The 25028-nt window shown below is 71.1% G+C and carries 21 protein-coding genes and 1 tRNA gene; 11 read left to right on the top strand and 11 right to left on the bottom strand.

Translation table 11 applies throughout. From position 1 onward, the window contains the following. Window positions 1–107 precede the first annotated feature (107 nt). The 4 genes from ACPT94_RS09080 to ACPT94_RS09065 all read right to left on the bottom strand — a co-directional run bounded on the left by ACPT94_RS09080 (window position 108) and on the right by ACPT94_RS09065 (window position 6695). The gene (locus tag ACPT94_RS09080; protein WP_360329826.1) at window positions 108–1499 is read right to left on the bottom strand and encodes an OFA family MFS transporter; all 1392 of its coding nucleotides are present in this window, start codon (window positions 1497–1499) and stop codon (window positions 108–110) included. Between the two features lie 121 nt (window positions 1500–1620). Beyond that, window positions 1621–3765: an acetate--CoA ligase family protein gene (locus ACPT94_RS09075; protein ID WP_360331095.1), complete on the bottom strand. Its 2145-nt coding sequence runs from the start codon at window positions 3763–3765 to the stop codon at window positions 1621–1623. 4 nt (window positions 3766–3769) lie between these two features. Beyond that, the gene (gene frc, locus ACPT94_RS09070) at window positions 3770–5002 is read right to left on the bottom strand and encodes a formyl-CoA transferase (protein ID WP_360329823.1); all 1233 of its coding nucleotides are present in this window, start codon (window positions 5000–5002) and stop codon (window positions 3770–3772) included. 10 nt (window positions 5003–5012) lie between these two features. Continuing rightward, on the bottom strand, window positions 5013–6695 hold the full coding sequence (locus tag ACPT94_RS09065; RefSeq protein ID WP_425245602.1) for a thiamine pyrophosphate-binding protein: 1683 nt from the start codon (window positions 6693–6695) through the stop codon (window positions 5013–5015). A 176-nt stretch (window positions 6696–6871) separates the two neighbouring features. On the opposite strand from ACPT94_RS09065, the gene sucC reads away from it, so the two are divergent. The 10 genes from sucC to ACPT94_RS09015 all read left to right on the top strand — a co-directional run bounded on the left by sucC (window position 6872) and on the right by ACPT94_RS09015 (window position 16574). Next, the gene (sucC, locus tag ACPT94_RS09060) at window positions 6872–8002 is read left to right on the top strand and encodes an ADP-forming succinate--CoA ligase subunit beta (protein WP_360329817.1); all 1131 of its coding nucleotides are present in this window, start codon (window positions 6872–6874) and stop codon (window positions 8000–8002) included. Window positions 8003–8016: 14 nt separating this feature from the next. Next, window positions 8017–8901 carry a succinate--CoA ligase subunit alpha gene (sucD, locus tag ACPT94_RS09055; protein ID WP_360329814.1) on the top strand — a complete coding sequence of 295 codons (885 nt, stop codon included), beginning with the start codon at window positions 8017–8019 and terminating at the stop codon, window positions 8899–8901. A 106-nt stretch (window positions 8902–9007) separates the two neighbouring features. Beyond that, window positions 9008–10549 (top strand): aldehyde dehydrogenase family protein, encoded by a 1542-nt coding sequence (locus tag ACPT94_RS09050; protein ID WP_360329810.1) that lies wholly within the window; start codon window positions 9008–9010, stop codon window positions 10547–10549. Window positions 10550–10775: 226 nt separating this feature from the next. Beyond that, window positions 10776–10860 (top strand) — tRNA-Leu (locus ACPT94_RS09045). A gap of 451 nt (window positions 10861–11311) precedes the next feature. Then, window positions 11312–12481 (top strand): ATP-binding protein, encoded by a 1170-nt coding sequence (locus ACPT94_RS09040; RefSeq protein WP_360331092.1) that lies wholly within the window; start codon window positions 11312–11314, stop codon window positions 12479–12481. Further along, on the top strand, window positions 12478–12879 hold the full coding sequence (locus ACPT94_RS09035) for a roadblock/LC7 domain-containing protein (RefSeq protein WP_264925766.1): 402 nt from the start codon (window positions 12478–12480) through the stop codon (window positions 12877–12879). The genes ACPT94_RS09040 and ACPT94_RS09035 overlap by 4 nt, the downstream gene beginning before the upstream one ends. Beyond that, window positions 12876–13253 carry a DUF742 domain-containing protein gene (locus tag ACPT94_RS09030; protein ID WP_360329807.1) on the top strand — a complete coding sequence of 126 codons (378 nt, stop codon included), beginning with the start codon at window positions 12876–12878 and terminating at the stop codon, window positions 13251–13253. Before ACPT94_RS09035 ends, ACPT94_RS09030 begins: the two co-directional genes overlap by 4 nt. After that, window positions 13228–13821 (top strand): GTP-binding protein, encoded by a 594-nt coding sequence (locus tag ACPT94_RS09025; RefSeq protein ID WP_360329805.1) that lies wholly within the window; start codon window positions 13228–13230, stop codon window positions 13819–13821. The genes ACPT94_RS09030 and ACPT94_RS09025 overlap by 26 nt, the downstream gene beginning before the upstream one ends. A gap of 8 nt (window positions 13822–13829) precedes the next feature. Then, entirely contained in the window at window positions 13830–15179 is a 1350-nt protein-coding gene (locus ACPT94_RS09020) for a cytochrome P450 (RefSeq protein WP_360329802.1), read from the top strand. A gap of 222 nt (window positions 15180–15401) precedes the next feature. Further along, complete coding sequence (locus ACPT94_RS09015; protein WP_425245601.1) at window positions 15402–16574, top strand: tryptophan dimethylallyltransferase family protein; 1173 nt, start codon at window positions 15402–15404, stop codon at window positions 16572–16574. 191 nt (window positions 16575–16765) lie between these two features. Here ACPT94_RS09015 and ACPT94_RS09010 read toward each other — a convergent pair whose 3' ends face one another. From ACPT94_RS09010 to ACPT94_RS08980, 7 genes are all read right to left on the bottom strand, one after another. After that, window positions 16766–18052 (bottom strand): flavin-containing monooxygenase, encoded by a 1287-nt coding sequence (locus tag ACPT94_RS09010; protein ID WP_425245600.1) that lies wholly within the window; start codon window positions 18050–18052, stop codon window positions 16766–16768. 115 nt (window positions 18053–18167) lie between these two features. Further along, window positions 18168–18881, bottom strand: coding sequence for a GntR family transcriptional regulator (locus ACPT94_RS09005; RefSeq protein ID WP_360329793.1), 714 nt, complete (start codon window positions 18879–18881; stop codon window positions 18168–18170). Between the two features lie 141 nt (window positions 18882–19022). Then, window positions 19023–20024 carry a proline racemase family protein gene (locus ACPT94_RS09000; RefSeq protein WP_425245599.1) on the bottom strand — a complete coding sequence of 334 codons (1002 nt, stop codon included), beginning with the start codon at window positions 20022–20024 and terminating at the stop codon, window positions 19023–19025. Window positions 20025–20050: 26 nt separating this feature from the next. Continuing rightward, window positions 20051–20947, bottom strand: a complete 897-nt coding sequence (locus ACPT94_RS08995; protein ID WP_360329787.1) for a dihydrodipicolinate synthase family protein — start codon at window positions 20945–20947, stop codon at window positions 20051–20053. A 73-nt stretch (window positions 20948–21020) separates the two neighbouring features. Beyond that, window positions 21021–22457, bottom strand: coding sequence for an FAD-dependent oxidoreductase (locus ACPT94_RS08990; RefSeq protein ID WP_425245598.1), 1437 nt, complete (start codon window positions 22455–22457; stop codon window positions 21021–21023). Beyond that, complete coding sequence (locus ACPT94_RS08985; protein WP_360329781.1) at window positions 22450–22749, bottom strand: (2Fe-2S)-binding protein; 300 nt, start codon at window positions 22747–22749, stop codon at window positions 22450–22452. The genes ACPT94_RS08990 and ACPT94_RS08985 overlap by 8 nt, the downstream gene beginning before the upstream one ends. After that, window positions 22746–23900 (bottom strand): NAD(P)/FAD-dependent oxidoreductase, encoded by a 1155-nt coding sequence (locus tag ACPT94_RS08980; protein ID WP_360329778.1) that lies wholly within the window; start codon window positions 23898–23900, stop codon window positions 22746–22748. Before ACPT94_RS08980 ends, ACPT94_RS08985 begins: the two co-directional genes overlap by 4 nt. A 363-nt stretch (window positions 23901–24263) precedes the next feature. Here ACPT94_RS08980 and ACPT94_RS08975 point away from each other — a divergent pair, with 363 nt between their 5' ends. Next, window positions 24264–24977, top strand: a complete 714-nt coding sequence (locus ACPT94_RS08975) for a nucleotidyltransferase domain-containing protein (RefSeq protein ID WP_360329775.1) — start codon at window positions 24264–24266, stop codon at window positions 24975–24977. Window positions 24978–25028: the final 51 nt, after the last annotated feature.

The following is a 25028-nucleotide window of genomic DNA, read 5'->3' as shown; positions in this document are numbered from 1 at the left end:
GGCGCGAGATGGGGTGCGGCCGCGCGGGGTGGGGGGGCCCCCCCGGGTGGCCGCCCCGGGGGCGGCCCGCCTCATGAACGAACGGGCCGCGGCGGCCGTCCGTCATGTCACGCCATCTCCTCACCGAGCGGGTGCGGATTGGGGACGATCTTCTTCTGGGCCGTGGGCCGGCCCGGGGCCTTCAGGAAGAGCGCCAGCACCGCGGAGGCCAGCCCTATGGAGCCCGCCATCACGAACGCGCCCTCGTAGTCCCACGCGTCGACCACGACCTTGCCCACCCCGGAACCCACCAGGCCCGAGATCAGCTTCGAGCTGTAGACGATGCCGTAGTTGGAGGCGTTGTTGTTCTCCCCGAAGTAGTCCGCCGTCATGGCCGCGAACAGCGGGAAGATGGCGCCGCCGCCGAATCCGGAGACCATGGAGCAGAACAGGAAGAACGGCATGCTGCCCATCTGTCCGGAGACCAGCACCCCGAACTGTGCGGTGCCCAGCACCAGACACACGATGATCAGTGTGTTGCGGCGGCCGAACTTGTCGGAGATCCAGCCGATCACCCCTCGGCCGGTGCCGTTGACGATCGCCTTCAGGGACATCGCCGTGGCCACGATCCCGCCCGCGAAGCCCATGTCCTTGCCGAACGGCACCTGGAAGGCGATGCCGAAGATGTTGATGCCGGCCGTGCACAGCAGACAGAACCACATCATCCACAGGACGGGGGTACGGGCGGCCTCCTTCGGGGTGTACTGCTTCACCGCCGGCGGGTTCTTCTCCAGCGCCCGGCGGATCTTCGGGTCGTCGTTCATCCTGAGCGGGTCGACGTGCGCGGGCCACCAGTTCTTCGGCGGGTCCTTGAAGAACCATCCGGCGAACGCGACGACCGAGCAGCAGATGAGCCCGACCGTCACCAGGACACCCTGGTAGTTGCTCAGGTCCATGTACGAGGTGAACAGGAACACGAACGGCACCGAGCCGTAGGCGAAGCCGCCGTTGACCATGCCGGTCTTGCCGCCCTTGCGCTCCGGATACCACTTGCCGACCATGTTCACGCAGGTCGCGTAGACGAGGCCGGCGCCGATCCCGCTGAACATGCCGAAACCGATGTAGGCGACGATCACGTGCGGCGCGAACGCCAGCGACAGATAGCCGCAGATCGTGCCCAGCGCGCCGAGCATCATCGCGTACCGCGCGGGAAGCCTCCCGCTCTCCCGCAGTTGTCCGGCGGGGAAGGCGACGGCGGCCTGGAAGAAGACCCAGACGCCCATCAGCCAGAAGATGTGCCCGCTGTTCCACAGGTGGGCCTCGTGCAGGGTGTCCTCGGCCGAGGTGAACGCGTACTCCGAGGAGCTGATGCCCAGCATGCCCATCCACGGGAGGAGCACCATGGTCCAGCGTGGCCGCCCCATGATGTCCCGGTCGGTCTCGCCGATCCGGTACACGCGGCCGTTGCGGTCGGTCACCTCCCTGTAGGGGAGGGACGTCGAGAAGTCGGTGGTTGTCATGTGTGTCGCACCCCTTGCGTCGAAAGTTCTGGCCAGCGCCCCCTGTCCAATGCCTTTCGTGTGCGCATGGGTCCGGGAGCCGGCCGACGCGCACCGTCGGCCGGCCCCGCTCCGGCTCACGTCATGAACCGCCTCCCAACACCCCCGCCGCCCGGGCCCAGCGGTACTTGGCGCCCAGTACGGCCACCGGCTTCTCGGTCGTGTACGGGTACGCCACGACACCGCGTTCGTACAGGTACTGGCAGGCCTCCTCGACCTCCACGTCACCCGCGAGCGACGCGACGACGGGCTTCTCGACGCCGCGCTCCCGGAACTCGGCCACCACGCGCGCGGTGAGCTCGGCGAAGACCATCGGCGGAGTGACGATGGTGTGCCAGTAGCCGAGCACGAGCGCATGGATGCGCGGGTCCGTGAGGCCCAGCCGGATCGTCGCCTCGTACGTCGACGGGGGCTCGCCCCCGGTGATGTCGACCGGGTTGCCCGCGGCCCCGAAGGGCGGGATGAACTCGCGGAACGCGGCGTCCAGGTCCGGCGGGATCTCCATCAGCGTCAGTCCGTTGTCGGTGACCGCGTCCGACAGCAGCACCCCGCTGCCGCCGGCCCCGGTGATGATCACGACGTTGTCGCCCCGGGGAGTGGGAAGCACCGGCAACGCGCGCGCGTACTCGAGCATGTCGTTGAGTCCGGGCGCCCGGATGACGCCGGCCTGGCGCAGGATGTCGTCGTAGACGGCGTCGTCGCCCGCCAGCGCGCCGGTGTGCGAGCCCGCGGCCCTGGCGCCCGCCGCCGTACGCCCCGCCTTCAGCACCACCACCGGCTTCTTGGGTACGGTCGCCCGCGCGGCCTCGACGAAGGCGCGCCCGTCCTTGAGGTCCTCCAGGTGCATCGCGATGCACTGGGTGTGCGGGTCCTCCCCGAACCAGGTGAGCAGGTCGTCCTCGTCCAGGTCCGACTTGTTGCCGAGTCCCACGATCGCCGACACGCCCGTCTTCGTGGTCCGCGCGAAGCCCAGGATGGCCATGCCGATGCCGCCGGACTGCGAGGTGAGTGCCACCCCGCCCTTGACGTCGTACGGCGTGCAGAACGTGGCGCACAGGTCCTGCCAGGTCGAGTAGTAGCCGTAGATGTTCGGCCCGAGCAGCCGGATGCCGTGCCGCTCGGCGATCGCCACGATCTCCGCCTGGAGGCGGTGTTCGCCGGTCTCCGCGAAACCGGAGGGGATGAGCACGGCGTTGGGGATCTTCTTGCGTCCCACCTCCTCCAGGGCCGACGCCACGAACTGGGCGGGGATCGCGAAGACCGCCACATCCACCTCACCGGGAACGTCGGTGACACTCTTGTACGCCTTGCGGCCCAGAATGTCATCGGCCTTGGGATTCACCGGATGGATCTCCCCGGCGAATCCGCCGTCGACGAGGTTGCGCATCACCGAGTTGCCGATCTTGCCCTGTTCGTTGGAGGCGCCGATCACGGCGACGGAGGCCGGCTGCATCAGGCGGCGCATCGACGTGAGGATCTCCGCGCGCGTGTAGCGCCTGCGCTCCTTCACGGGCGCCTCGGACAGGATCACGCGGATGTCCGCCGCGACCGCGCCGTCCGCCGTGGCGATCACCGGATTGAGGTCCACCTCCGCGATCTCCGGGAAGTCCGCGACCAGTCGGGAGACCCGCCGGATCTGCTCGGCGACCGCCCACCGGTCCACCCCGGCCTGCCCGCGCACTCCGCGCAGGATCTCCGCCGACCGGATCGAGTCCAGCATGGACAGCGCCTCGTCGGCCTCCACGGGAGCGAGGCGGAAGGTGACGTCCTTGAGCACCTCCACCAGCACCCCGCCCAGCCCGAACGCCACGACCTTGCCGAACGTCGGATCGGTGACCGCGCCGACGATGACCTCCTGTCCCTTCGGCAGCAACTCCTGGATCTGCACGCCCTCGATGCGCGCCTCGGCGTCGTACGCACGCGCGTTGCCGACGATGCGGTGGAACGCGGCCCGTACGTCCACGGCTCCCTCGACGCCGACGATCACCCCGCCGGCGTCGGTCTTGTGCAGGATGTCCGGAGAGACGATCTTCATCACGACGGGTCCGCCGAAACGCGCCGCACACGCGACGGCCTCGTCGACGTCCCTCGCCAGCTCCTCGCCCGGTACGGCGATCCCGTACGCGTCCGCGACCACCTTGCCCTCGGGCGCGGTCAGCGCGGTCCGCCCGTCCGCGCGCACCGCGTCGAGCAGCGCGCGCACCCTGAGCACCCGGTCCTCGGCCATCACGTCAGACCACCCCGTTCGACTTGAGCAGGCGCAGCTCCTCGTCGCCGAGGCCGAGCTCGCCGACGTAGATCTCCTCGTTGTGCTCGCCCAGCAGCGGTGAACCGGTCACCTCGACGGGGGAGTCGGACAGCTTGAGCGGGCTGCCCACGGTCACGAACTCGCCCCGCTGCGGGTGCGGTACGCGCACCACCATCTCGTTGGCGATCAGCGACTCGTCCTCGATGATCTCCCTGGTGGACAGGATCGGCCCGCACGGGATGTTGTGGGCGTTGAGCCGCTCCAGCACCTCCCACTTGGGCAGGGTCGAGGACCACTCCTCGATCAGCTGGAACATCTTGTTCAGCTTGGGCAGCCGGGCCTCCGGCGTCGCCCACTCGGGGTCGTCGGCCAGTTCGGGCCGGCCGATGAGCTCGCTGATCGGCTGCCAGCCGACGGGCTGCACGATGACGTACACGTAGTCGTTCGGGCCGCCCGGCGCGCACTTGACCGCCCAGCCGGGCTGGCCGCCCCCGGACGCGTTTCCGGAGCGGGGAACCTCGTCGCCGAAGTCGTCGTTGGGATATTCAGCGAGCGGGCCGTGTGCCAGGCGCTGCTGGTCGCGCAGCTTCACCCGGCAGAGGTTGAGCACAGCGTGCTGCATGGCCACATTGACCCGCTGACCGCGCCCGGTGTTCTCGCGCTGGAACAGCGCCGCGAGAATCCCCGCCACGGCGTGGACGCCCGTGCCCGAGTCCCCGATCTGGGCCCCCGTCGCCAGCGGTGGTCCGTCCTCGAAACCGGTGGTCGACATCGACCCGCCCATGGCCTGCGCGACGACCTCGTACGCCTTGAAGTTGGTGTACGGGCCGTCCCCGAACCCCTTGATGGAGGCATAGACGATCCGTGGATTGATCTCCTGGATGCGGTCCCAGGTGAAGCCCATCCGGTCGACCGCGCCCGGGCCGAAGTTCTCGACCATGACGTCGCAGCGCCGGATCAGCTCGGTGAGGATCTCCTTGCCGCGCTCGGTCTTGGTGTTGAGGGTGATGCTCCGCTTGTTGCAGTTGAGCATCGTGAAGTAGAGGGAGTCGACGTCCGGGAGGTCGCGCAGCTGCTTGCGCGTGATGTCGCCGGAGGGCGCCTCCAGCTTGATGACGTCCGCGCCGAGCCAGGCGAGCAACTGGGTCGCGGAGGGCCCGGACTGGACGTGGGTCATGTCCAGGACGCGGATGCCGTCAAGAGCCTTGGTGGTCACCTGGATCACCTCACTTGTACATGGTCTGGTTCATGGTTCCGGGGGCGTACGCGTCGGGGTCGACCCAGACGTTGATCAGCGAGGGCTTCCCGGACTCGCGGGCGCGCCTGATCGCGGGGCCGATGTCGGCGGGGTCGCGCACCTCCTCGCCGTAACCGCCCAGCATCTGCGCGAACTTGTCGTAGGGGACGTCACCGAGGGTGTTGCCGACCCGCTCGCGTTCCTTGCCGTACTTGGCTGCCTGGCCGTAGCGGATCTGGTTCATGGAGGAGTTGTTGCCGACGATGCCGACGAAGGGGAGGTCGTAGCGGACGAGGGTTTCGAAGTCCCAGCCGGTCAGGGAGAAGGCGCCGTCGCCGAAGAGGGCGACGACCTCCTTGTCGGGCCGCGCCTGCTTGGCGGCGAGGACGAAGGGGACGCCGACGCCGAGGGTGCCCAGCGGGCCCGGGTCCATCCAGTGGCCGGGCGACTTGGGCTGGACGACCTGTCCGGAGAAGGTGACGATGTCGCCGCCGTCGCCGATGTAGACCGAGTCCTCGGTGAGGAAGTCGTTGATCTCGCTGACCAGGCGGTACGGGTGGATGGGTGAGGCGTCCGACCGCAGCTGCGGCAGCCGCTTGTCCAGGGCGGTCTGCTCGGCGGCGCGCAGCTCGTCGAGCCACTCCTTGCGCTTGGACGCGCCTCCGTTCAGGCGCCCGGAGGCCGCCTCGGTCACCGACTTCAGTACCAGGCCGGCGTCGCCGACGATGCCGAGGTCGATGTCGCGGTTCTTGCCGACGGTGCGGTAGTCGAGGTCGATCTGCACGACGGTCGCGTGCGGCGAGAGCCGCTTGCCGTAGCCCATGCGGAAGTCGAAGGGCGTGCCGACGACGACGATGACGTCGGCGTGGGAGAAGGCGTACCGGCGGGAGAGCTGGAAGTGGTGCGGGTCGCCCGGGGGGAGGGTGCCGCGGCCGGCGCCGTTCATGTACGCGGGGATGTTCAGGGTGCGGACCAGCTCGACGGCCGCCTCGGTACCGCGGGTCGTCCACACCTGACTGCCCAGCAGGACGGCGGGTTTCTCGGCGTGCACCAGCAGGTCGGCGAGTTTCTCGACCGCGTCGGGGTCGCCGGCCGAGCGGGTGGAGGCGCGGTAGGCGCCGGGCCGGGGTACGCGGGCCTTCGCCGTTGGCACCTTGGCGTCGAGGACGTCGCGCGGGATCTCCAGGAAGGACGGGCCGGGCGCACCGTGGTAGCACTCGCGGAAGGCCATCGACACCATGTCGGCCGCGCGAGCGGTGTCCGGCACGGTCGCCGAGAACTTGGTGATCGGCGCCATCATGTCGACGTGCGGCAGGTCCTGCAGGGACCCCATCTTGTGCTGGGTGAGGGCCCCTTGGCCGCCGATCAGCAGCATGGGGGACTCCGCGCGGAAGGCGTTGGCGACACCGGTGACGGCGTCGGTGGTCCCGGGGCCGGCCGTGACGACCGCGCAGCCGGGCTTGCCGGTGATGCGCGCGTAGCCGTCGGCGGCGTGGGCGGCGACCTGTTCGTGGCGGACGTCGACGACTTCTATGCCCTCGTCGACGCAGCCGTCGTAGATGTCGATGATGTGGCCGCCGCAGAGGGTGTAGATGCGGTCGACCCCCTCGGCCTTCAGCGCCTTGGCAACGAGATGACCACCGGAAATCACGTCCTGGGTGTCGTCGGGCATGGCGAAGTCCCGTCCCTTCGTAGGGGGTTGGAAGGCTCTCGCGGTACATTGCATACAGTCGACGAATACTGTATGAATCTCGTTATCCCGCATCCGGTGGGTGGTGTCCAGGGGGCGTGCGGCACTTTCAGTCATCGGAGTTCGGCCTCGCGATGACTTCGCAGACGGGAGCCGAGATGGACCTGTTCGAACACCAGGCAAGGGAACTCTTCGAGAAACACGGCATCTTGGTCCCTCGGGCCGAGGTGACCGACTCGCCCAAGGAGGCCCGCGAGATCGCCCGCCGGCTCGGCGGCCGCGTCGTCGTCAAGGCGCAGGTCAAGACGGGTGGGCGAGGCAAGGCGGGCGGCGTCAGGCTCGCCGCCGACCCGGCCGCCGCCGAGCTGACCGCACGTCAGATCCTCGGCATGGACATCAAGGGGCACACGGTCGGCGCGGTGATGCTGGCCGAGCCCGTCGACATCGACCGCGAGTTCTACGCGTCCTACGTCCTGGACCGCGCGGCCGGCCGTTTCCTCGCGATCGCCTCCGCCGAGGGCGGCATGGACATCGAGGAGGTCGCCGCCAGTCGACCGGATGCGGTCGCCCGTATACACATCGCTCCGGCCGAAGGCGTCACCTCCGCGAAGGCCACCGAGATCGCCGAGGCGGCCGGCCTCCCGCCGCAGACCGTCGACGTCCTGGTACGGCTCTGGCAGGTCCTGGTTCGCGAGGACGCCCTCCTGGTCGAGGTCAACCCGCTCGTGCGCACCCGGCAGGGGCAGCTCCTCGCCCTCGACGGCAAGGTCACCCTCGACGACAACGCCTCCTTCCGGCAAGCGCGCTGGGACGCGGTCGCCGCCGAGTACGGCGACCCGCTGGAGGCCGCGGCCGCCGCCAAGGGCCTCAACTACGTCAAGCTCGACGGCGAGGTCGGCATCATCGGCAACGGCGCCGGCCTCGTCATGTCGACCCTCGACGTGGTCGCGGGCTGCGGCGCCCGCCCCGCCAACTTCCTCGACATCGGCGGGGGAGCGTCGCCCCGGATCATGGCCGACGGCCTGTCGGTCGTCCTCTCCGACCCGGCCGTCAGGTCGGTCCTCGTCAACGTCTTCGGCGGCATCACCGCGTGCGACGCGGTCGCCGAGGGCATCGTCCGGGCCCTGGACACCGTACGGCTCACCAAGCCGCTCGTCGTCCGGCTCGACGGCAACAACGCGGCCCGCGGGCGCGCGATCCTCGACGAGCACCGGCATCCGCTCGTCGAGCAGGCCACCACGATGGACGGCGCCGCCCGCCGTGCCGCGCAACTCGCCACCGCGGCCTGAGGAGACGGGACACCATGGCCATATACCTCACCAAGGAGAGCAAGGTCCTCGTCCAGGGCATGACCGGTGGCGAGGGCATGAAGCACACCCGGCGCATGCTCGCGGCCGGCACGGACATCGTCGGCGGCGTCAACCCGCGCAAGGCGGGCCGCACGGTCCACTTCGACGAGCGGGCCGTGCCCGTGTTCGGGTCGGTCGCCGACGGTATGCAGTCGACCGGCGCCGATGTCACCGTCGTCTTCGTCCCGCCCGCCTTCGCCAGGGCGGCCGTCACCGAGGCCGCCGACGCCGGCATCGGCCTCGCCGTCGTCATCACCGAGGGCATCCCGGTCCACGACTCCGTCGCCTTCACCGCGTACGCGAAGGCACGCGGCACGCAGGTCGTCGGCCCCAACTGCCCCGGTCTGATCAGCCCCGGCCAGTCCAACGCGGGCATCATCCCGGCCGACATCACCAAGCCGGGCCGTGTCGGCCTGGTCTCCAAGTCCGGGACGCTGACCTACCAACTCATGTACGAGCTGCGGGACATCGGCTTCTCGACCTGCGTCGGCATCGGCGGCGACCCGGTCGTCGGCACCAGCCACATCGACTGCCTGGCCGCCTTCCAGGACGACCCCGACACCGACCTCGTCGTCCTCATCGGCGAGATCGGCGGCGACGCGGAGGAACGGGCCGCCGCGTACGTCCACGACCACATGAGCAAGCCGGTCGTCGGGTACATCGCCGGCTTCACCGCCCCCGAGGGCAGGACCATGGGGCACGCGGGCGCGATCGTGTCCGGTTCCTCCGGGACCGCGCAGGCGAAGAAGGAGGCGCTGGAGGCGGCTGGCGTACGGGTGGGGAGCACACCGACCGAGACCGCGCAGCTCGTGCTCGACCTGCTGGGCCGCCGGGCCTGACGTCCTTCACCGACGCCGGGGCGTCTTTTCGGAAGGCCCCGCGCGTCGTCGGCACCCACGCAGCCACCTCCCGCCCCCGACCGTGCACCGAGAGCGGAGCGACCGCATGACGACCACCCTCACCCTCAAATCAGGCACCGCCTGGGCCGACGCCTGGAGCCGCTGCCTGGCCGTCGCCCCCGAGGCCTTCCGCGACGACCGGGTCCTCAACCTCTGGAACGGCTCCTGGCAGGCGGACGGCCGTGCGCTGCCCGCCACCAGCCCCGTCGACGGCGGCCCCGTCGCCGGACCGCCCCGCCTGGACCGGGCCACCGCCCACCGGGCCGTCCGCGCCTCCCTGGACCAGCACCGCGCCTGGCGGCACCTCCCGCCGGCCGAACGCCGCGCCCGCGTCGCGGCCACCCTCGACGCCCTCGCCGCCCACCGTGAACTCCTCGCCCTCCTGCTCGTCTGGGAGATCGGCAAGCCCTGGCGGCTCGCGCAGGCGGACGTCGACCGCGCCGTCGACGGTGTGCGCTGGTACGTCGACGGCATCGACACGATGCTGGCCGGCCGGGCCCCGCTGGACGGCCCGGTGTCCAACATCGCGAGCTGGAACTACCCGATGAGCGTGCTCGTTCACGCACTGCTGGTCCAGGCACTGGCAGGCAACGCGGTCATCGCCAAGACCCCGACCGACGGCGGCGTCGCCTGTCTGACCCTGGCCGCGGCGCTCGCCGCCCGCGAGGGGATTCCCGTGACCCTCCTCAGCGGCAGCGGAGGCGAGCTGTCCCAGGCGCTGGTGCGGGCGCCCGAGATCGGCTGTGTCTCCTTCGTCGGCGGCCGCGACACGGGCGCCGCGGTGGCCACGGCTGTCGCCGACCTCGGCAAACGGCACATCCTCGAGCAGGAAGGACTCAACACCTGGGGCATCTGGAACTACGCCGACTGGGACACGTTCACGGCGGTCGTCCCCAAGCTCTTCGACTACGCCAAGCAGCGCTGCACCGCGTATCCGCGCTTCGTCGTCCAGCGTGAGCTGTTCGACGCGTTCCTCGCGGCGTACCTCCCGGCGGTGCGCACTCTGCGCGTCGGCCACCCGCTGGCCGTCGAGAAGCACGACGACCCCTACCCCCGTCTGGACTTCGGGCCGGTCATCAACGCGGCCAAGGCCAAGGAACTGCACGACCAGGTCGCCGAGGCCGTCGACCGGGGCGCCGTCCCGCTGTACCGCGGGAGCCCGGCCGACGCCCGCTTCCTGCCGGGCCAGGACACCTCGGCGTACGTCCAGCCGGTCACACTCCTCGATCCGCCGCGCTCCTCCCCGCTGCACCACGCGGAACCGTTCGGCCCGGTCGACACCATCGTCCTCGTCGACACCGAGGCGGAGCTGCTCGCCGCCATGAACGCGTCCAACGGCGCCCTCGTCGCCACCCTCTCCACGGACGACCGCGCCACCTACGACCGACTGGCCCCGCACATCCGCGCCTTCAAGGTCGGCCACGGCACGCCCCGCTCCCGCGGTGACCGCGACGAGCTCTTCGGCGGCTTCGGCGCGTCCTGGCGGGGCGCGTTCGTGGGAGGCGAGCTGCTGGTACGGGCGGTGACCCAGGGGCAGGCGGGGGAGAGGCTGCCCGGGAACTTCCCGGAGTACCAGCTGATGCCCTGACCTCCCGGGCGGCGCCGGCAGCGGCGGGCGCCGCCCTGCCCTCACGCGGTCCGGCCCGGCCCTCAGGCGGTGCTGCCCGACCCTCAGGCGGTGCTGCCCGGCCCGCCACCGCCTCCGGCGGGCCCCGGGCCGGGCCGGCAGATACGCAGGTGAAACGCACTCCGAAAGCTTGGTATTGTTGTGCGTGTCGCCGCGGGGAACACCCCCGCGCCGCGACAGACACCTGGTCCGGGTGGCGGAATGGCAGACGCGCTAGCTTGAGGTGCTAGTGCCCTTTATCGGGCGTGGGGGTTCAAGTCCCCCCTCGGACACTTATCACTCTCCGTGCCGAGCGGAATTCACTCGGTGAGTGAAGACAGCTGATTGGTGCGACCCGTATCCGGGATTCCCGGGTACGGGTTTTGTCGTTTCTGTGTACTTGGGTTGTCTGGAAAAGGCTCCGTACGTCTCGATTGCCCGTGATTATCCCCTGAATGCTGCGGAAGACCGTTTATCGGTTGTCCCGCTGGAGACCTGTCGCGGCGCTGTCGACAGGCTGTCTGACAGGGCGTCAATGTTCATCTGAGCCCCCAATGTTGGCGGTCGTTGATCGCATCGTGTGGTGATACGATCACGGCGCTTGTAGAGCGGGCGGATGGGTGCAATACGACATCTCCGGCTACGGGGACAGTCCGGGCGGCAACCCCGCTGCGGGCGGTCCGCCGGTCCACCCGCATCGACGGGAATTCAGCAACTGGCCGTCAGTCGCCTGAAGAGAGTCTTATGACTGATTACATACAGAACCCGGTACTCTGGGCTCTCCTCGTCGCCGTACTCGTCGCAGTCGCCGTCATTGTTCGTCAGCGCAGGGCGACGCGGACGTTAAGGCAGGAGTTCGCAGATCTCCGGGATCGGCATGCCGAGCTGGAGAACGGGTACGCGAAATCCGTCGAGGCAGCTCAGGAAAGAGCCGAAGAGGCTACGAAAACGGTCCTGAAGTCCGCGATGCGGACGCTTCAGGGTCTCGCCGCGGAGCAGCAGTTGATTGTCTCCCGGCTGCAGAACAAATACGGCGAGTCGGTCATCCTGCAGGACCTCCTGGAGATCGACCACACGAACTCCCAGTTCGGCCGCCGCGCCCAGTCCATCGCCGTGCTCTGCGACGGCTGGCTCGGCCGCCAGCGCGACGTGGCCTCAGTGTACGACGTGGTCCGCAGCGCGCAGGGCAGGATTCGTCATTTCCGGCGGGTGGAAATTCTCTCGCAGGTCGATTTCGGCATCACGAGCCGCGCCGTCGAACCGGTGGCACTGGCCCTCGCTGAACTCCTCGACAATGCCACCAGCTATTCCAGCCCGGACACCGTCGTGGAAATCAATATCCGTACCGTGCCCAAGGGTATTTGCATCGTCGTCGACGACGCCGGTGTCGGTATGAACGACGAGGAACGAGCCCGCGCGGAGAAGCTCCTCTCCAGTGAGCGTGTCTCCGGTGTCTCCGGACTCGGCAACCCGCCGCAGTTCGGTTTCGCGGTGATCGGTGTGCTCGCCGAGCGCTTCGGCTTCGAGGTGTCCGTGGACTCCACCTCGCCCTACGGCGGTGTGCGGTCGGTCCTCCTCCTGCCGCACGACCTGCTCACCAGCGCACCCGAGCAGAAGGAGCCGGCCCCGATCGTCACCGCCGCCGCCCCCGCTCCCACCCACAGCGGCCCCGAACCAGCGCCGGCCGCGAGCACGACCACCGCCGACGGCCTGCCCAAGCGCCGTCGCAAGCGGCCCATGGCCATCGTGCCGGGCAGCGCGTCGACCGCCCCCGCCCGCTCGGGCGCGGAGACGGCGGCGATCATGGGCGCCTTCCAGCGCGGCACCCAGTCGGGCCGGGCCACGCATGCGGACCCCGCGGAACAGTCGAGCAGCACACGTGGTGCAAGCAGCGAAGGGCATGAGTTCTCGTGAACGACGATCTGTCATGGATGCTTGACAGCGCCCTGGAGATTCCCGGGGCCCTGCACGCCGTCCTGATCTCCGCCGACGGCCTGTTGATGGCCCGGACGCAGGACTTCGACAAGGACGACGCCGACCGGGTGGCCGCCGCGATGAGCGGCGTGCAGTCGCTCAGCCGCTCCCTCGCCTTCTTCTGCGAGGACGCGCAGCAGCGGTGGCGGCAGACGCTGGTCGAGTTCGACGGGGGCTGGGTCTTCCTGATCTCCGCCGGCGAGGGCGCCTACCTCGGCGTCTCCGCCTCCCCGGACGTCGACATGGCGGACATCACCTTCCGGATGCAGCAGCTCGTCGGGCAGCTCGGCAAGGCCCTGACGACGCCGCCGCGCGAGAACCTCGGCGTGCGGTCATGACCGGTTTCGACGAACTGGAGCCCCAGACACCGGAGTTAGTGCGTCCGTACGTCATCACCAAAGGGCGGGGACTGCCCGACGAGGAGCAGCTCTCCCTCATCACTCTGGTCACGGCGGCCGCCGACCACCAGCAGCGGCCCACCCGGCTGTCCCCGGAGGAACAGAACCTGCTCGACCTGTGCTCGGCGGGCTACCTCTCGGTCGCCGAGATCGCGGGGCACACCCGACTGCCCCTCGGCGTGGTGAAGATCCTCCTCGCCGCCCTCACCGAGGGCGGCTACCTCGTCACCCGCCCGCCCGTGCAGCGGGCGCCCCTCGCCGACCGGGAGATCCTGGAGGAGGTGCTGAATGGTCTCAGGGCCAAGTTTGGATGAGCAGGCGTACGTCCGCGGCGGTGCGACGCAGACGGCCGTGAAGATCCTCGTCGTCGGTCACTTCGCGGTGGGCAAGACCACGTTCATCGGAGCGATCTCCGAGATCGAACCGCTGTCCACCGAGGAGACGATGACACGGGCCGCGGAGTCCGTCGACGACCTCAAGGGCGTCCAGAGCAAGACCACCACCACGGTCGCCATGGACTTCGGCCGCCTGACCATCAGCGATCGCGTCGTGCTGTACCTGTTCGGAACGCCGGGCCAGCAGCGCTTCGTGCAGATGTGGGAGGACATGGCCCGCGGCGCGCTCGGCGCCCTGGTGCTCGTCGACCCCGAGCGGCTCGCGGACTCCTTCGCCGTCATCGACCTGATCGAGCAGTACGGACTCGACTACGCCATCGCCGTCAACCACTTCGACGGCAGCCCCCTGCGGGACGAGAGGGCCCTGCGCGAGGCACTCGACCTGCTCGACGACACCCCCGTCGTCACCTGCGACGCGCGGGACGAGCAGTCGTCGGCCGCAGCGCTCATCACCCTCGTCCGCCACCTGCAGGACCGTGCCCACTAGGAGCAGACATGGAACAACCCACCGCTCCCGTGCCCCCGCCCGGGTGCCCGGCGCACCACAGCGGCGGCCGAGTGCCGCTGTACGGGCCGGAGTTCGCCGCCGACCCGCAGGCCTACTACACCTACCTGCGCCACTACGGGCCGACCGCGCCCGTCGAGATCGCGCCCGGAGTCGAGGCCACCCTCGTCACCGACTACGCCACCGCCCTCCAACTCCTCCAGGACTCCGGCTCCTTCCGCAAGGACGCGCGCCGCTGGCGTGACTTCAACGAGGGCAGGGTCGCCCCCGACAGCCCGGTCGCGCCCGTCCTGGCGTACCGCCCCAACGCGATGTTCAGCGACGGCGCCGAGCATCTGAGGCTGCGCCAGGCGATCACGGACAGCATGGCCCGCATCGACTCGCGCAAGCTGAGCCGGACCACGGAGCAGGTCTCCAACTACCTCATCTCCCAGTTCAGTTCGCGTGGCTCGGTCGACCTGCTGGGCGACTACGCCAGGCAGCTGCCGTTCTTCGTGTTCAACGAGCTCTTCGGTCTGCCCGCCGACATCGGTGACCGCGTCGTGTTCGGCATCACCGGCATGTTCGACGGTGTCAACGCCGAGCAGTCGATACAGGTGCTGTTCGGGGCCGTCGGCGAACTGGTGGCGCTCAAGCGGGCCAAGCCCGGCGACGACGTCACCTCCTGGCTGATGCAGCACCAGGCCGCGCTGACCGACGAGGAGATGGTCCATCAGCTGGCCCTGCTGCTGGTGGGGGGCAACGAACCGCTGCGCAACCTCATCGGCAACACCCTGCACCGCCTGCTCACCCACGACGCGTACGCCAACCAGGGCGGCCTGATCGACGAGGCGATCGACGACACGCTGTGGGAGAACCCGCCCATGCAGAACCTCGCGCCCCACTACCCGGCGGGCGACATGGAGTTCGCCGGGCAGAAGCTGCAGGCGGGCGACCTGCTGCTGGTCAGTTTCGCCGCCGCCAACACCGGTCCGGCGCTGACGGCCGCGCGTCAGGCGGGCAGCAACCGCGCCCACCTCGCGTGGAGCGCGGGCCCGCACGCCTGCCCGTCCAAGGAGCCCGCCCGGCAGATCACGGTGACCGCCATCGAGAACCTGCTCAACAAGCTCCCCGACGTGGAACTCGCCGTGCCCGAGGAGAGCCTGACCTGGCGTCCCGGCCCCTTCAACCGGGGCCTCGCCGCGCTGCCCGCCCGGTTCACGCCGGTCGCGGCCACGCGCCGGCCGGCCGCCCAGCAGCGCACCGAGGCCCCCGCTCGCCCCGAAACGGGCCAGCAGACGGGGCGCAGGTCCGAACGCGGGGGTGTGTGGAGCCAGTTCCTCAACTGGCTGACGAGGTGATTCACACAACACCTGCCAACTCCGCACACTTGTATGAGAGTTCAACCTCACGGGTAGTGAGCCATGCGGTATTCCATGTTGCTCACGAGCCGAAGGGGGTGCCGTGGACCTCATGTCCATCGACGCCGTTCTCATACAACACCCGACCGTGTTGAACCTTTCGATACCCGCCTCCGCAGGCGGGTATCTTCTTGTCCGCCCCGGCCTGTGGCGGGAGGGCCGGTGACCACTCAGGGGCTCGACGCCCCGAGACCCGCGGGCACGGACACACTCGGCGCCCACACCGTGCGCCAGTTGCTGCGGCTGTGCGAGGTCGCGGGACTGGCCGGCGAGGACGCCGAGATCTACGCCCGTACCCTGACCGAGATGCTCGGCCCCGTCGCCGCGCGCCCGCTGGACCTGCCGCCCGCCACACCGACCTTCCTCTCCGACGACCACACTCCGGTGGAGTTCTCGCTCGCCTTCGTACCGGACACGGCACCGACCCTGCGGGTACTGCTGGAGCCGGGGAGCGGCGCGGGCGGCCTGGCACAGAGCGGGCGGACCGGCCTGCACATCGTCCGGGAGGCGGCGCGGGCCTGGGGTTTCACGACCGACCGGCTGGACGAACTGGAGGACCTGTTCTTCCCGCCCTCTCCCGAGGGCCCGCTCGCGCTGTGGTGCGCCCTGGAACTGCGACCCGGCGGCATACCCAAGGTCAAGGTGTACCTGAACCCGGCGGCCTCCGGGCAGAAACGTGCCGCCAGGACGGTACGGGAGGCATTGCACCGGCTCGGTCACCGGCAGGCGTTCGCCGCGCTGCCGCCGAGCGACCGCCATCTGTTCTTCGCCCTGGACCTGGGTGACTGGGAGGACCCCAGGGTGAAGGTCTACCTCGCGCACCACGACCTGACGGCGGCGGAGGCGGGCGCCCTGAACCGCATGGAGGCCGGGCCCTCACCCGGGCAGACCGAGGCGTTCTTCGAGATCGCCGCCGGTCACGACGTGGATGCCGACACCGGCGCGGGCGGTCCGGGGTTCGCAGCCGGGGGCGAGGCGAGGCCGGCCCGCCGGCCCGTCCAGTCCTGCCATGCCTTCACCGAGACGGCGACCGGTCTGCCCAGCGGCTTCACCCTCTACGTCCCGGTCCGGGACTACGCCCTGCACGACGGCGAGGCCCTGGCCCGCGCCGCCGCCCTGCTCACCCACCACGGCCTCGACCCCGCCCCGCTGGTACGAGCCGTGGCCGCCGTCACCTCACGGCAGCCGGAGGACGGCGTGGGGCTCATCGCCTACCTGGCGCTCGCCCACCAGCAGGGCCGCCCGCCCCGCGTGACCACGTACATCTCCTCGGAGGCGTACGAGGTCCGTCCGCCCGTCGGCGGCCGCCGGGCCGAGGCCGCGACCGCGCCGTAGCGGCGGAAGGACGGGACAGAACTGAGGGGAGCCGTACGTCAGTGTTGCCGAACCGCTCCCCTCGATCCACGGCCGCGCCACACGCACCTTGCGCCCCGGACGGTTCCGGCGGCGGCACGCCACAGGCGCCGGCCGACAAGCGCGGCCCCTTCGTGCCGAGCCCCTCGGGATGACGAAGCGTCGGCGTATCGTCACTCCTCGCCCAGTTCCTGCAGGTACGGCGCCACATTCACCTGGATCGAGGCGCTTTCCGCCTGCCCGTACTGGCCCGCGATCCCGCTCAGGTACGCGGCGATCTCCTTCCGCATGACCTCGGGTTCCGGCAGCGCCGCCTCGCCCGTCACGATCCGTGCGATCCAGCGGGACTGCGCCTCCACGAGCCGTGTGATGGAGCCGTGCGGACGGACCAGGCCGACGAAGTACAGTCCGGGACGGTCGGGCGCGACCACGCGCTTGTACAGCTCGACCGAACCCCGCGGCCCGACCGGGCAGCCCGCGGGAAGGAACGGGAAGGCCATCCGGTACCCGGTGCAGTAGACGATCGCGTCGGCGGGCGCGGACGTGCCGTCGGTGAAGACCACCCGGCCGCCGTCGACGAAGTCGATCGCGGGTTTGGGGGTGACGCCGCCGTGGCGAATGCGGCTGAGGATCTCGTCCGAGATGGTCACGGCCGAGGCGAAGATCGGGTGGTCCGGTTCGGGCAGGCCGTAGTCCGAGAGCCTGCCCCGGGCGACGAGCAGGGCCTGTTCGATGAAACGGCGCTGCTGCTCCAGCGACATGGCCGTCCACCACGGCGCCTCGGCGACCTCGTCGAGCGGCGTGCCGAAGAGCTGCTTGGGCAGGATGTGCAGCCCCCGGCGTACCGAGAGCAGGGTGGTGGCCGCGTACCGGGAGAGATCGGCGGCGATGTCCACCGCCGAGGCGCCGAGTCCTACGACGACGACGTTCCGATCGGCGTAGTCGCTGCCGTCGCGGTAGTCGATGGCGTGCTGAATCGTTCCTGTGAACGTTTCGGAACCGGTGGGCGGAGCGGGCAGGGACGGCTCGGTGTTGTGCCCCGAGGCGACGATCACCTGCGCGAAGCTCCGGGACGTGCGGGTGCCGTGGGCGTCGTGGCTGACGACCGTCCAGGAACCGTCGCTCTCCTGCCGTACCGACTCGACGGTCGTCTCCAGCTCGATGTGGTCCAGGAGGCCGGCCCGTTCGGCGAACGAGCGCAGGTAGGAGGCGACTTGGCTGTGCCGGGGATAGACCGGGTAGGAGGCCGGCATCGGGTGGTCGGCGTAACCGGTGAGCTGCTTCGTGGTGTTGAGGTGGAGCGACAGATAGCCCGGTCCGCGCTCACCGGCCTGCGGCCGGCGCCAGATACCGCCGACGTCGCCGGCCTTCTCGAGACAGACGAAGTCGACTCCCCTGGTCTTGAGGGCGTACGCGCTCGCCAGTCCCGACAGGCCTGCACCGATCAGGCACACACGCACGGTTTCCCCCACAGGAACGACGCCACCGCTACGGACACGCGCAGTGCCTGCCCAATCGGCACTTCCCCCAACCAGCGACAAAGATCACAGACGCCGCAGGTGTGCCCGGTCCCGGCTACGCGCGGGCGGACGCCCACAGCCCCCGTACATGCCCCAGATGCCTGGTCATCACCTCGTGCACGGCCCGCTCGTCGCGGGCCAGCAGGGCGTCGAGGAGCTCCAGGTGTTCCTCGGCGGAGGCCAGCAGGCGGCCGGAGGCGGACAGCGCGGTGAGGCCGTAGAGGCGGGCCCGGCCGCGCAGGTCGCGGACGACCTCGACGAGGTGGGCGTTGCCGGCGAGGGCGAGCAGGCCGAGGTGGAAGCGGGTGTCGGCCTCGACGTAGGCGATGAGGTCGCCGGCGACCGCGGCGGTGACGATCTCCCGGGCCGCCGGACGCAGCGCCTCCAGCGACACCGGGTCGGCGGTCCTCGCCAGCGCGACCACCGTGGGGATCTCGATGAGCGCGCGGACGTGGGTGTACTCGTCGAGCTGCCGGTCGGAGACGTCGGTCACCCGGAACCCCTTGTTGGGCACCGCGTCGACCAGGCCCTCCTTGGCGAGGTCCAGCATCGCCTCACGCACCGGGGTCGCCGAGACACCGAAGCGGGCGGCGAGCGTCGGCGCCGAGTACACCTCGCCGGGCCGCAGTTCACCCGCGATCAGCGCGGCCCGCAGCGCGTCGGCGACCCGCTCGCGGTAGCTGCTCCGACGGCCGCCGAGCACGGGCAGAGCAGGCGCGGGGGCCGGCGCTGGGACGGGTGAGGAGCTGCTGCGGCGCGGGGCGGCCATGGAGGGTCTCCTTGGAGCGGGCTGTGCCATGTCACGTGCCACCAGTATCTACGGCTGCCGACCGTGTCCTGGATCCGAGGGTGGGGATCCTGTATGCGATATCCGGTGCGCCGTCGACCGCAATCGACGGCGTGCGCGCCGTCAGAGGACGAACCCGGCCGGGAACGGGTCCGTCGGGTCCAGCAGATACTGGGCCGTGCCGGTGATCCAGGCGCGGCCGGTGAAGCTCGGCAGGACCGCCGGGACATCGGCGACCTCCGTCGTGCCGAGCAGCCGGCCCGTGAAACGGGTGCCGATGAACGACTCGTTCACGAACTCGGTGTGCAGCGGCAGTTCGCCCCGCGCGTGCAGTTGCGCCATCCGCGCGCTCGTCCCCGTGCCGCAGGGGGAGCGGTCGAACCAGCCCGGATGGATGGCCATCGCGTGCCGGGAGTGGCGGGCGGTGGCGCCGGGCGCGTACAGATGGACGTGGTGACAACCGCGGATCGACGGGTCCTCGGGATGGACCGGCTCCTCCTCCGCGTTGACGGCCTCCATCAACGACAGACCCGCCCGCAGGATGTCGTCCTTGCGGGAACGGTCGAAGGGCAGCCCGAACTGCTCCAGCGGCAGGATCGCGTAGAAGTTCCCGCCGTACGCGAGGTCGTACGTCACCGTCCGGCCGTCGGGCAGGGTGATCTTGCGGTCCAGGGCGACCGCGAAGGACGGGACGTTGTGCAGGGTCACCGCCGTGGCCGCGCCGTCGGTCACCGCCACCTCGGCGACGACGAGTCCGGCCGGGGTGTCCAGACGGATGGTGGTGACCGGTTCGACGACCTCGACCATGCCGGTCTCCACGAGCACGGTCGCCACGCCGATCGTGCCGTGTCCGCACATCGGCAGATAGCCGGAGACCTCGATGTAGACGACGCCCCAGTCGCAGTCCGGGCGGGTGGGCGGCTGGAGGATCGCGCCGCTCATCGCGGAGTGCCCGCGCGGCTCGTTCATCAGCAACTGCCTCACGTCGTCCCGGTGTTCGCGGAAGTACAGTCGCCGCTCGTTCATCGTCGCGCCGGGGATGGCGCCGATCCCGCCGGTGATCACGCGGGTGGGCATGCCCTCGGTGTGCGAGTCGACGGCGTGCAGGACGAGTGTGCTGCGCATGGCCCTTCCTTTCCAGCGTCGGGGTGTCAGGCGAGGCCCGCGGCGACGGCCTTCTCGGTGGCCGCGCGGACGGCCGCCTCCTGCTCCGGCAGCAGCGGGACGCGCGGCGGCCGGCAGCGTCCGCCGTGCCGGCCGACGATGTCCATGGACAGCTTGATCGCCTGCACGAACTCCACCCGGGAGTCCCAGCGCAGCAACGGGTGCAGTTGCCGGTACAGGGGCAGCGCGGTGTCGAGGTCCCCGGCGACGGCGGCGCGGTACAGCTCCACCGACGCCCGCGGCAGCGCGTTCGGGTAACCGGCCACCCAGCCCTTGGCGCCGGCCACCGCCAGCTCCAGCAGCACGTCGTCGGCGCCGATCAACAGGTCGAGCTCCGGGGCGAGTTCGGCGATCCGGTAGGCGCGGCGGACGTCACCGGAGAACTCCTTGACGCCCTGGACGAGGCCCTCGCCGTGCAGCCGGGCGAGCAGTTCGGGCACGAGGTCGACCTTGGTGTCGATCGGGTTGTTGTACGCCACGACCGGCAGCCCTGCCTTCGCGACCTCCGCGTAGTGCGCGACGACCGCGCGCTCGTCGGCGCGGTAGGCGTTGGGCGGCAGCAGCATCACCGCCCCGCACCCCGCCTCCCGCGCCTGCTCGGCCCAGCGGCGCGCCTCCGCCGAGCCGTACGCGGCGACGCCGGGCATGACCCGCTCCCCGCCGATCGCCGCGACCGCGGTCTCCACGACCCTGGCGCGCTCCTCGGGCGTGAGCACCTGGTACTCGCCGAGCGAGCCGTTCGGTACGACGCCGTCGCAGCCGTTCGCGACCAGCCAGGCGCAGTGGTCGGCGTAACGGTCGTAGTCGACGGAGAGGTCCTCTGTGAGGGGGAGCGCGGTGGCGACGAGCACGCCGCGCCAGGGGCGGGAGGATGAGGTGGTCATGTGCGGGGGCCTCTCTTCCGGGGGCTGGGTTCCTGGGCGGCGGGTGTGCTCGACGGGGATGGCGTGTGACATATCACTGAGGGCGACCGGGCTCGCCGGGACGGCGACGTGGATCGGGCGGGGCGGCCAGCACCCCCAAGGGCACGGGGCGGGCCAACAGCCTTCTGGCCGGGGTGAGTTCGCAGCCCGTGATCCCTGCCACCCCGGGCTCGCACATCCTGCCCTGACACCAGCCCATCCCCGCCCGGGTCAGCAGTTTCACGGTGCGCAGGTCGCCCGCGCCGAGCGCGCCGACGGCTTCACGGACGGCGCCGGCGGTGACCTCCTCGCACCGGCACACGACCGTCGCGTCGGTCACCCGCTCCGCCCACCGCGCGGGCGCCGCGTAGGCGCCGTCGAGTTCCGCGAAGAACGCCCGCAGCCGGGTGCGCGACCGGGCTGCCGCGGCCCACTCGCCCGGGTCGGGCGCGGTGCCGTGGAGGTGTGCGGCAGCGGACCGTCCGGCGATGTGGCCCTCGGCGAGCGACAGGCCCGCGCCGCCGACGCCCGTGGTCTCACCGGCGGCCCACACGCCGGGGACATCGGTGCGCTGCTCCTCGTCGACGCGTACGGTCGGCCCGTCGAGGCGGCAGCCGAGCCCCTCGGCGAGATCGGTGTGCGGCAGGAGACCGTGGCCCACGGCGAGGGTGTCGCAGGGCAGGTGACGTTCGGTGCCGGGTACCGCCCGGCCGTCGGTGTCGAGTGCGGCGACGGTCACGGACTCCACGCGGTCACGGCCGTGGGCCTCCAGCACGGTGTGACGGGCCAGCACCGGAACACGGTGCCGGGCGAGTCGGGCGGCGTGGCCCGCGGCCTCGGCGAGCTTGGCGGGGTGTGCGGCCAGGGCGCGGGACCGCCGTACCGCACTTCTCGGGTCGGCGGACTCGACCAGGGCCGCGACGCGGGCGCCGGCCGCCGCCAGTCCGGTGGCGACGGGCAGGAGGAGCGGGCCCGTGCCCGCCACGACGGCCGTACGGCCGGGCAGGGTGAGGCCGCCCTTCAGCATGGCCTGGGCGCCGCCCGCGGTGACCACGCCGGGCAGGGTCCACCCGGGGAACGGCAGGACCTTCTCGTAGGCGCCGGTCGCCAGGAGCACCCCGTCGGCGCGGACCTCGACGGACCTCTCCTGCTCCGGGCCGAGCAGAGCGTGCACGGCGAAGCCGCCCGACTCCCTCCCGGCCGACTCCCGTTCCACGCACCACACGTGATGGTCACTCAGGTGCGTGATCCGTCCGGCGGCGAGGTGGGCGTCGAGCCCTGCGCGCAGCCGTTCCCAGGTGCGCCACTGGTGGTGGAGCGCCTCGGGCCGACGGGCGCCGAGTCCGCGGGCGGGCTGCCGGTAGAACTGTCCGCCCGGCTCGACGGCGGAGTCGATCAGTACCACGTGGACGCCCCGCGCGGCGGCCGCCAGGGCGGCGGCGAGCCCCGCCGGGCCGGCGCCGACCACCGCGAGCACCGGTCGCTCAGCCATCGTGGCCCGTCCCCTCCTGCGTACGAATGTCCGCGCCCGGTGCGGCCGGCACCAGGCAGGCCCGCTGGTTGGGGCGGCCGTCGACGGTCACCAGACAGTCGAAGCACACGCCGATCCCGCAGAAGACCCCACGGGGCCGGCCGGCGTCGCGCGTGGTGCGCCAGGAGGTGACGCCCGCCGACCAGAGCGCGGCGGCGACCGTCTGCCCGGGCAGCGCCTCGATCTCCCGGCCGTCGAACGTCACGGTGAACGGGGTGCCGGGGCGGGCCCGGACCAGGTCCAGGGGGTTCACGGCGCGGCCTCCTCGGGGAAGCGGTCGGGGCGGAACGGCGTGAGGTCCAGGTCGGGGGACTTGCCGGCCAGCGTCTGCGCGATGAGGTGGCCGGTGCCGGTCGCGAGGCCGATGCCCGCGCCCTCGTGGCCGCACGCGTGGAACAGGCCCGGCACCCGCGGGTCCGGCCCGACGGCGGGCAAGTGGTCCGGCATGTAGGGGCGGAAGCCGAGGTACGTGCGCATCGCCCGGACGCCGGCCAGGAACGGGAAGAGCCGCGTCGCCCCCGCCGCCAGCGCCCGCACGACCGGCAGGGAGAACGAGCGGTCGAAGCCGACCCGTTCACGGCTCGCGCCGATCAGTACGGGCCCGGCCGCGGTTCCTTCGACGACCGGCGAGGTCTGCAGGGCGGCCGAGTCGCTGGCGACGTCGGCCACGTAGTCGGCGGCGTACACCTTGTGCCGTACGCGGCGCGGCAGCGGCTCGGTGACCAGGACGAAGCCTCGGCGGGGGAGGACGGGCAGGGTGACTCCCGCGAGTGCGGCGACCTCGCCGCCCCAGGTCCCGGCCGCGTTCACCACGGCCGGTGCGAGGAGGTCCCCGCGGTCGGTGCGTACGCCCCGCACGGCTCCGTCGGCGCCGCGCAGCACGCCGGTCACCGTCCGGCCCGTCTCCAGGCGTGCTCCCGGGACGCGCAGGAGGTGGGCGGCGGCGAGGGTGGGCATGACCTGGGCATCCTGGGGGTAGAGGACACCGCCCGCGAGGCCGGGCGCCAAGTACGGTTCGATGTCGGGGAGTTGACCGGCGGCGACGCCGATCGTCTCCACTCCGGCGGCGCGCTGTCCGGCCGCCAGTTCCGTCAGGGCGGTGAGCGCCTCGGGCGTGGCGGCGACGACGAGGCCGCCCTTGGGCTCGTACTCGACCGCCTCGCCCAGTTCCTGGCCCAGGTCAGCCCACAACCGGCCGGACAGCAGCGCGAGTTCGAGTTCGGGGCCGGGCTCCTTGTCGGAGACGAGGAGATTGCCCTCGCCGGCGCCCGTCGTGCCGCCGGCCACCGGGCCGCGGTCCACCACGACGACGTCCAGACCGGCGCGGGCCGCGTACAGCGCACAGGCGGCGCCCACCATGCCGGCGCCGATGACCACGACGTCACAGCTCGGTTGGTTGGTCACGCCAGTAATATGTCACATGGTTCTGCGGCAGGGAACAGGTCGACACGATGCCGGGATCGAGCCGAGGGTCGGTCGGGGTTCCATCGCGGTCCAGGGCGGGGACCGGGGCGCGGCTCTGAGCACGGACGGTTCCCGGTGCGTGCCTGCCCGGGGAGCTGCCCCCTGGTCTTCCACCGCACCACCGGCCCGGCCGTGTGACCAGCGCACTGGCCCGGACGGGTGAAGGCGCCGGGAGGTCCGCAGGTGGCCCCGAGACCTTCGAGGACCCGGAAATTGCCAGGTGACCGGACCGGTCGCCAAGGCATCATGGCGGTCCCGTCGCCCTCGCACTCGGCGGCGGCCGATCACCACCGGGGGGCTCCTGTGACCGTCCAGAACATCCTGCTGTCCGGGATCGTCGGCTCGACCGCCTACGGGCTCGCGCGCGAAGGATCCGACGTGGACCGCCTCGGCCTGTTCGCGGCCCCGACCGAGGCCCTGCACGGCCTGCACCCGCCGAAGGAGTCCCACGTCAGCACGGCCCCCGACCGCACCCTGCACGAGGCCGCCAAGTGGTGCCGGCTCGCCCTGGGCGGCAACCCCACCGTCATGGAACTGGTCTGGCTGCCCGACGACCTGTACGAGGTGCGGACCCCACTGGGCGACGAACTCGTCGGCATCCGTACGACGTTCCTCAGCGCCCGCCGGGTCCGCGACGCGTATCTCGGCTACGCCACCCAGCAGTTCAGGAAGCTGCAGAGCCGGGGCGACGGCTCCTTCTCCGCGGACACCCGCAAGCGCACCGCCAAGCACGCACGTCACCTCAAGAGGCTCTGCCAGCAGGGCTACGAGCTGTACACGACCGGGCAGTTGACGATCCGGGTCGAGGATCCGGAGGGCTTCCACCGGTTCGGCGAGGAGGTGGCCGCCGACGCCGACGCGGCGTTGCCGCTGCTGCGCCGGTTCGAGGCGGCGTTCGAGGAGACGCGCAGTGTGCTGCCCGAACAGCCCGACGAGACGGCGGCCGACGCGTGGCTGCGGCGCGTACGACGGCACTTCTACGCGGCGCACGAGGCGGAGGTGGACGCGCTCGCGTGACCGAGCGGGCTGGCGGGCTCGTGAAGGGACCAGGCCGATGGGCGGGCAGGA

The sequence above is a fragment of the Streptomyces aurantiaciflavus genome (assembly GCF_049808595.1).
Classification (GTDB): domain Bacteria; phylum Actinomycetota; class Actinomycetes; order Streptomycetales; family Streptomycetaceae; genus Streptomyces.
This window is presented reverse-complemented; position numbering and strand designations above follow the sequence as displayed.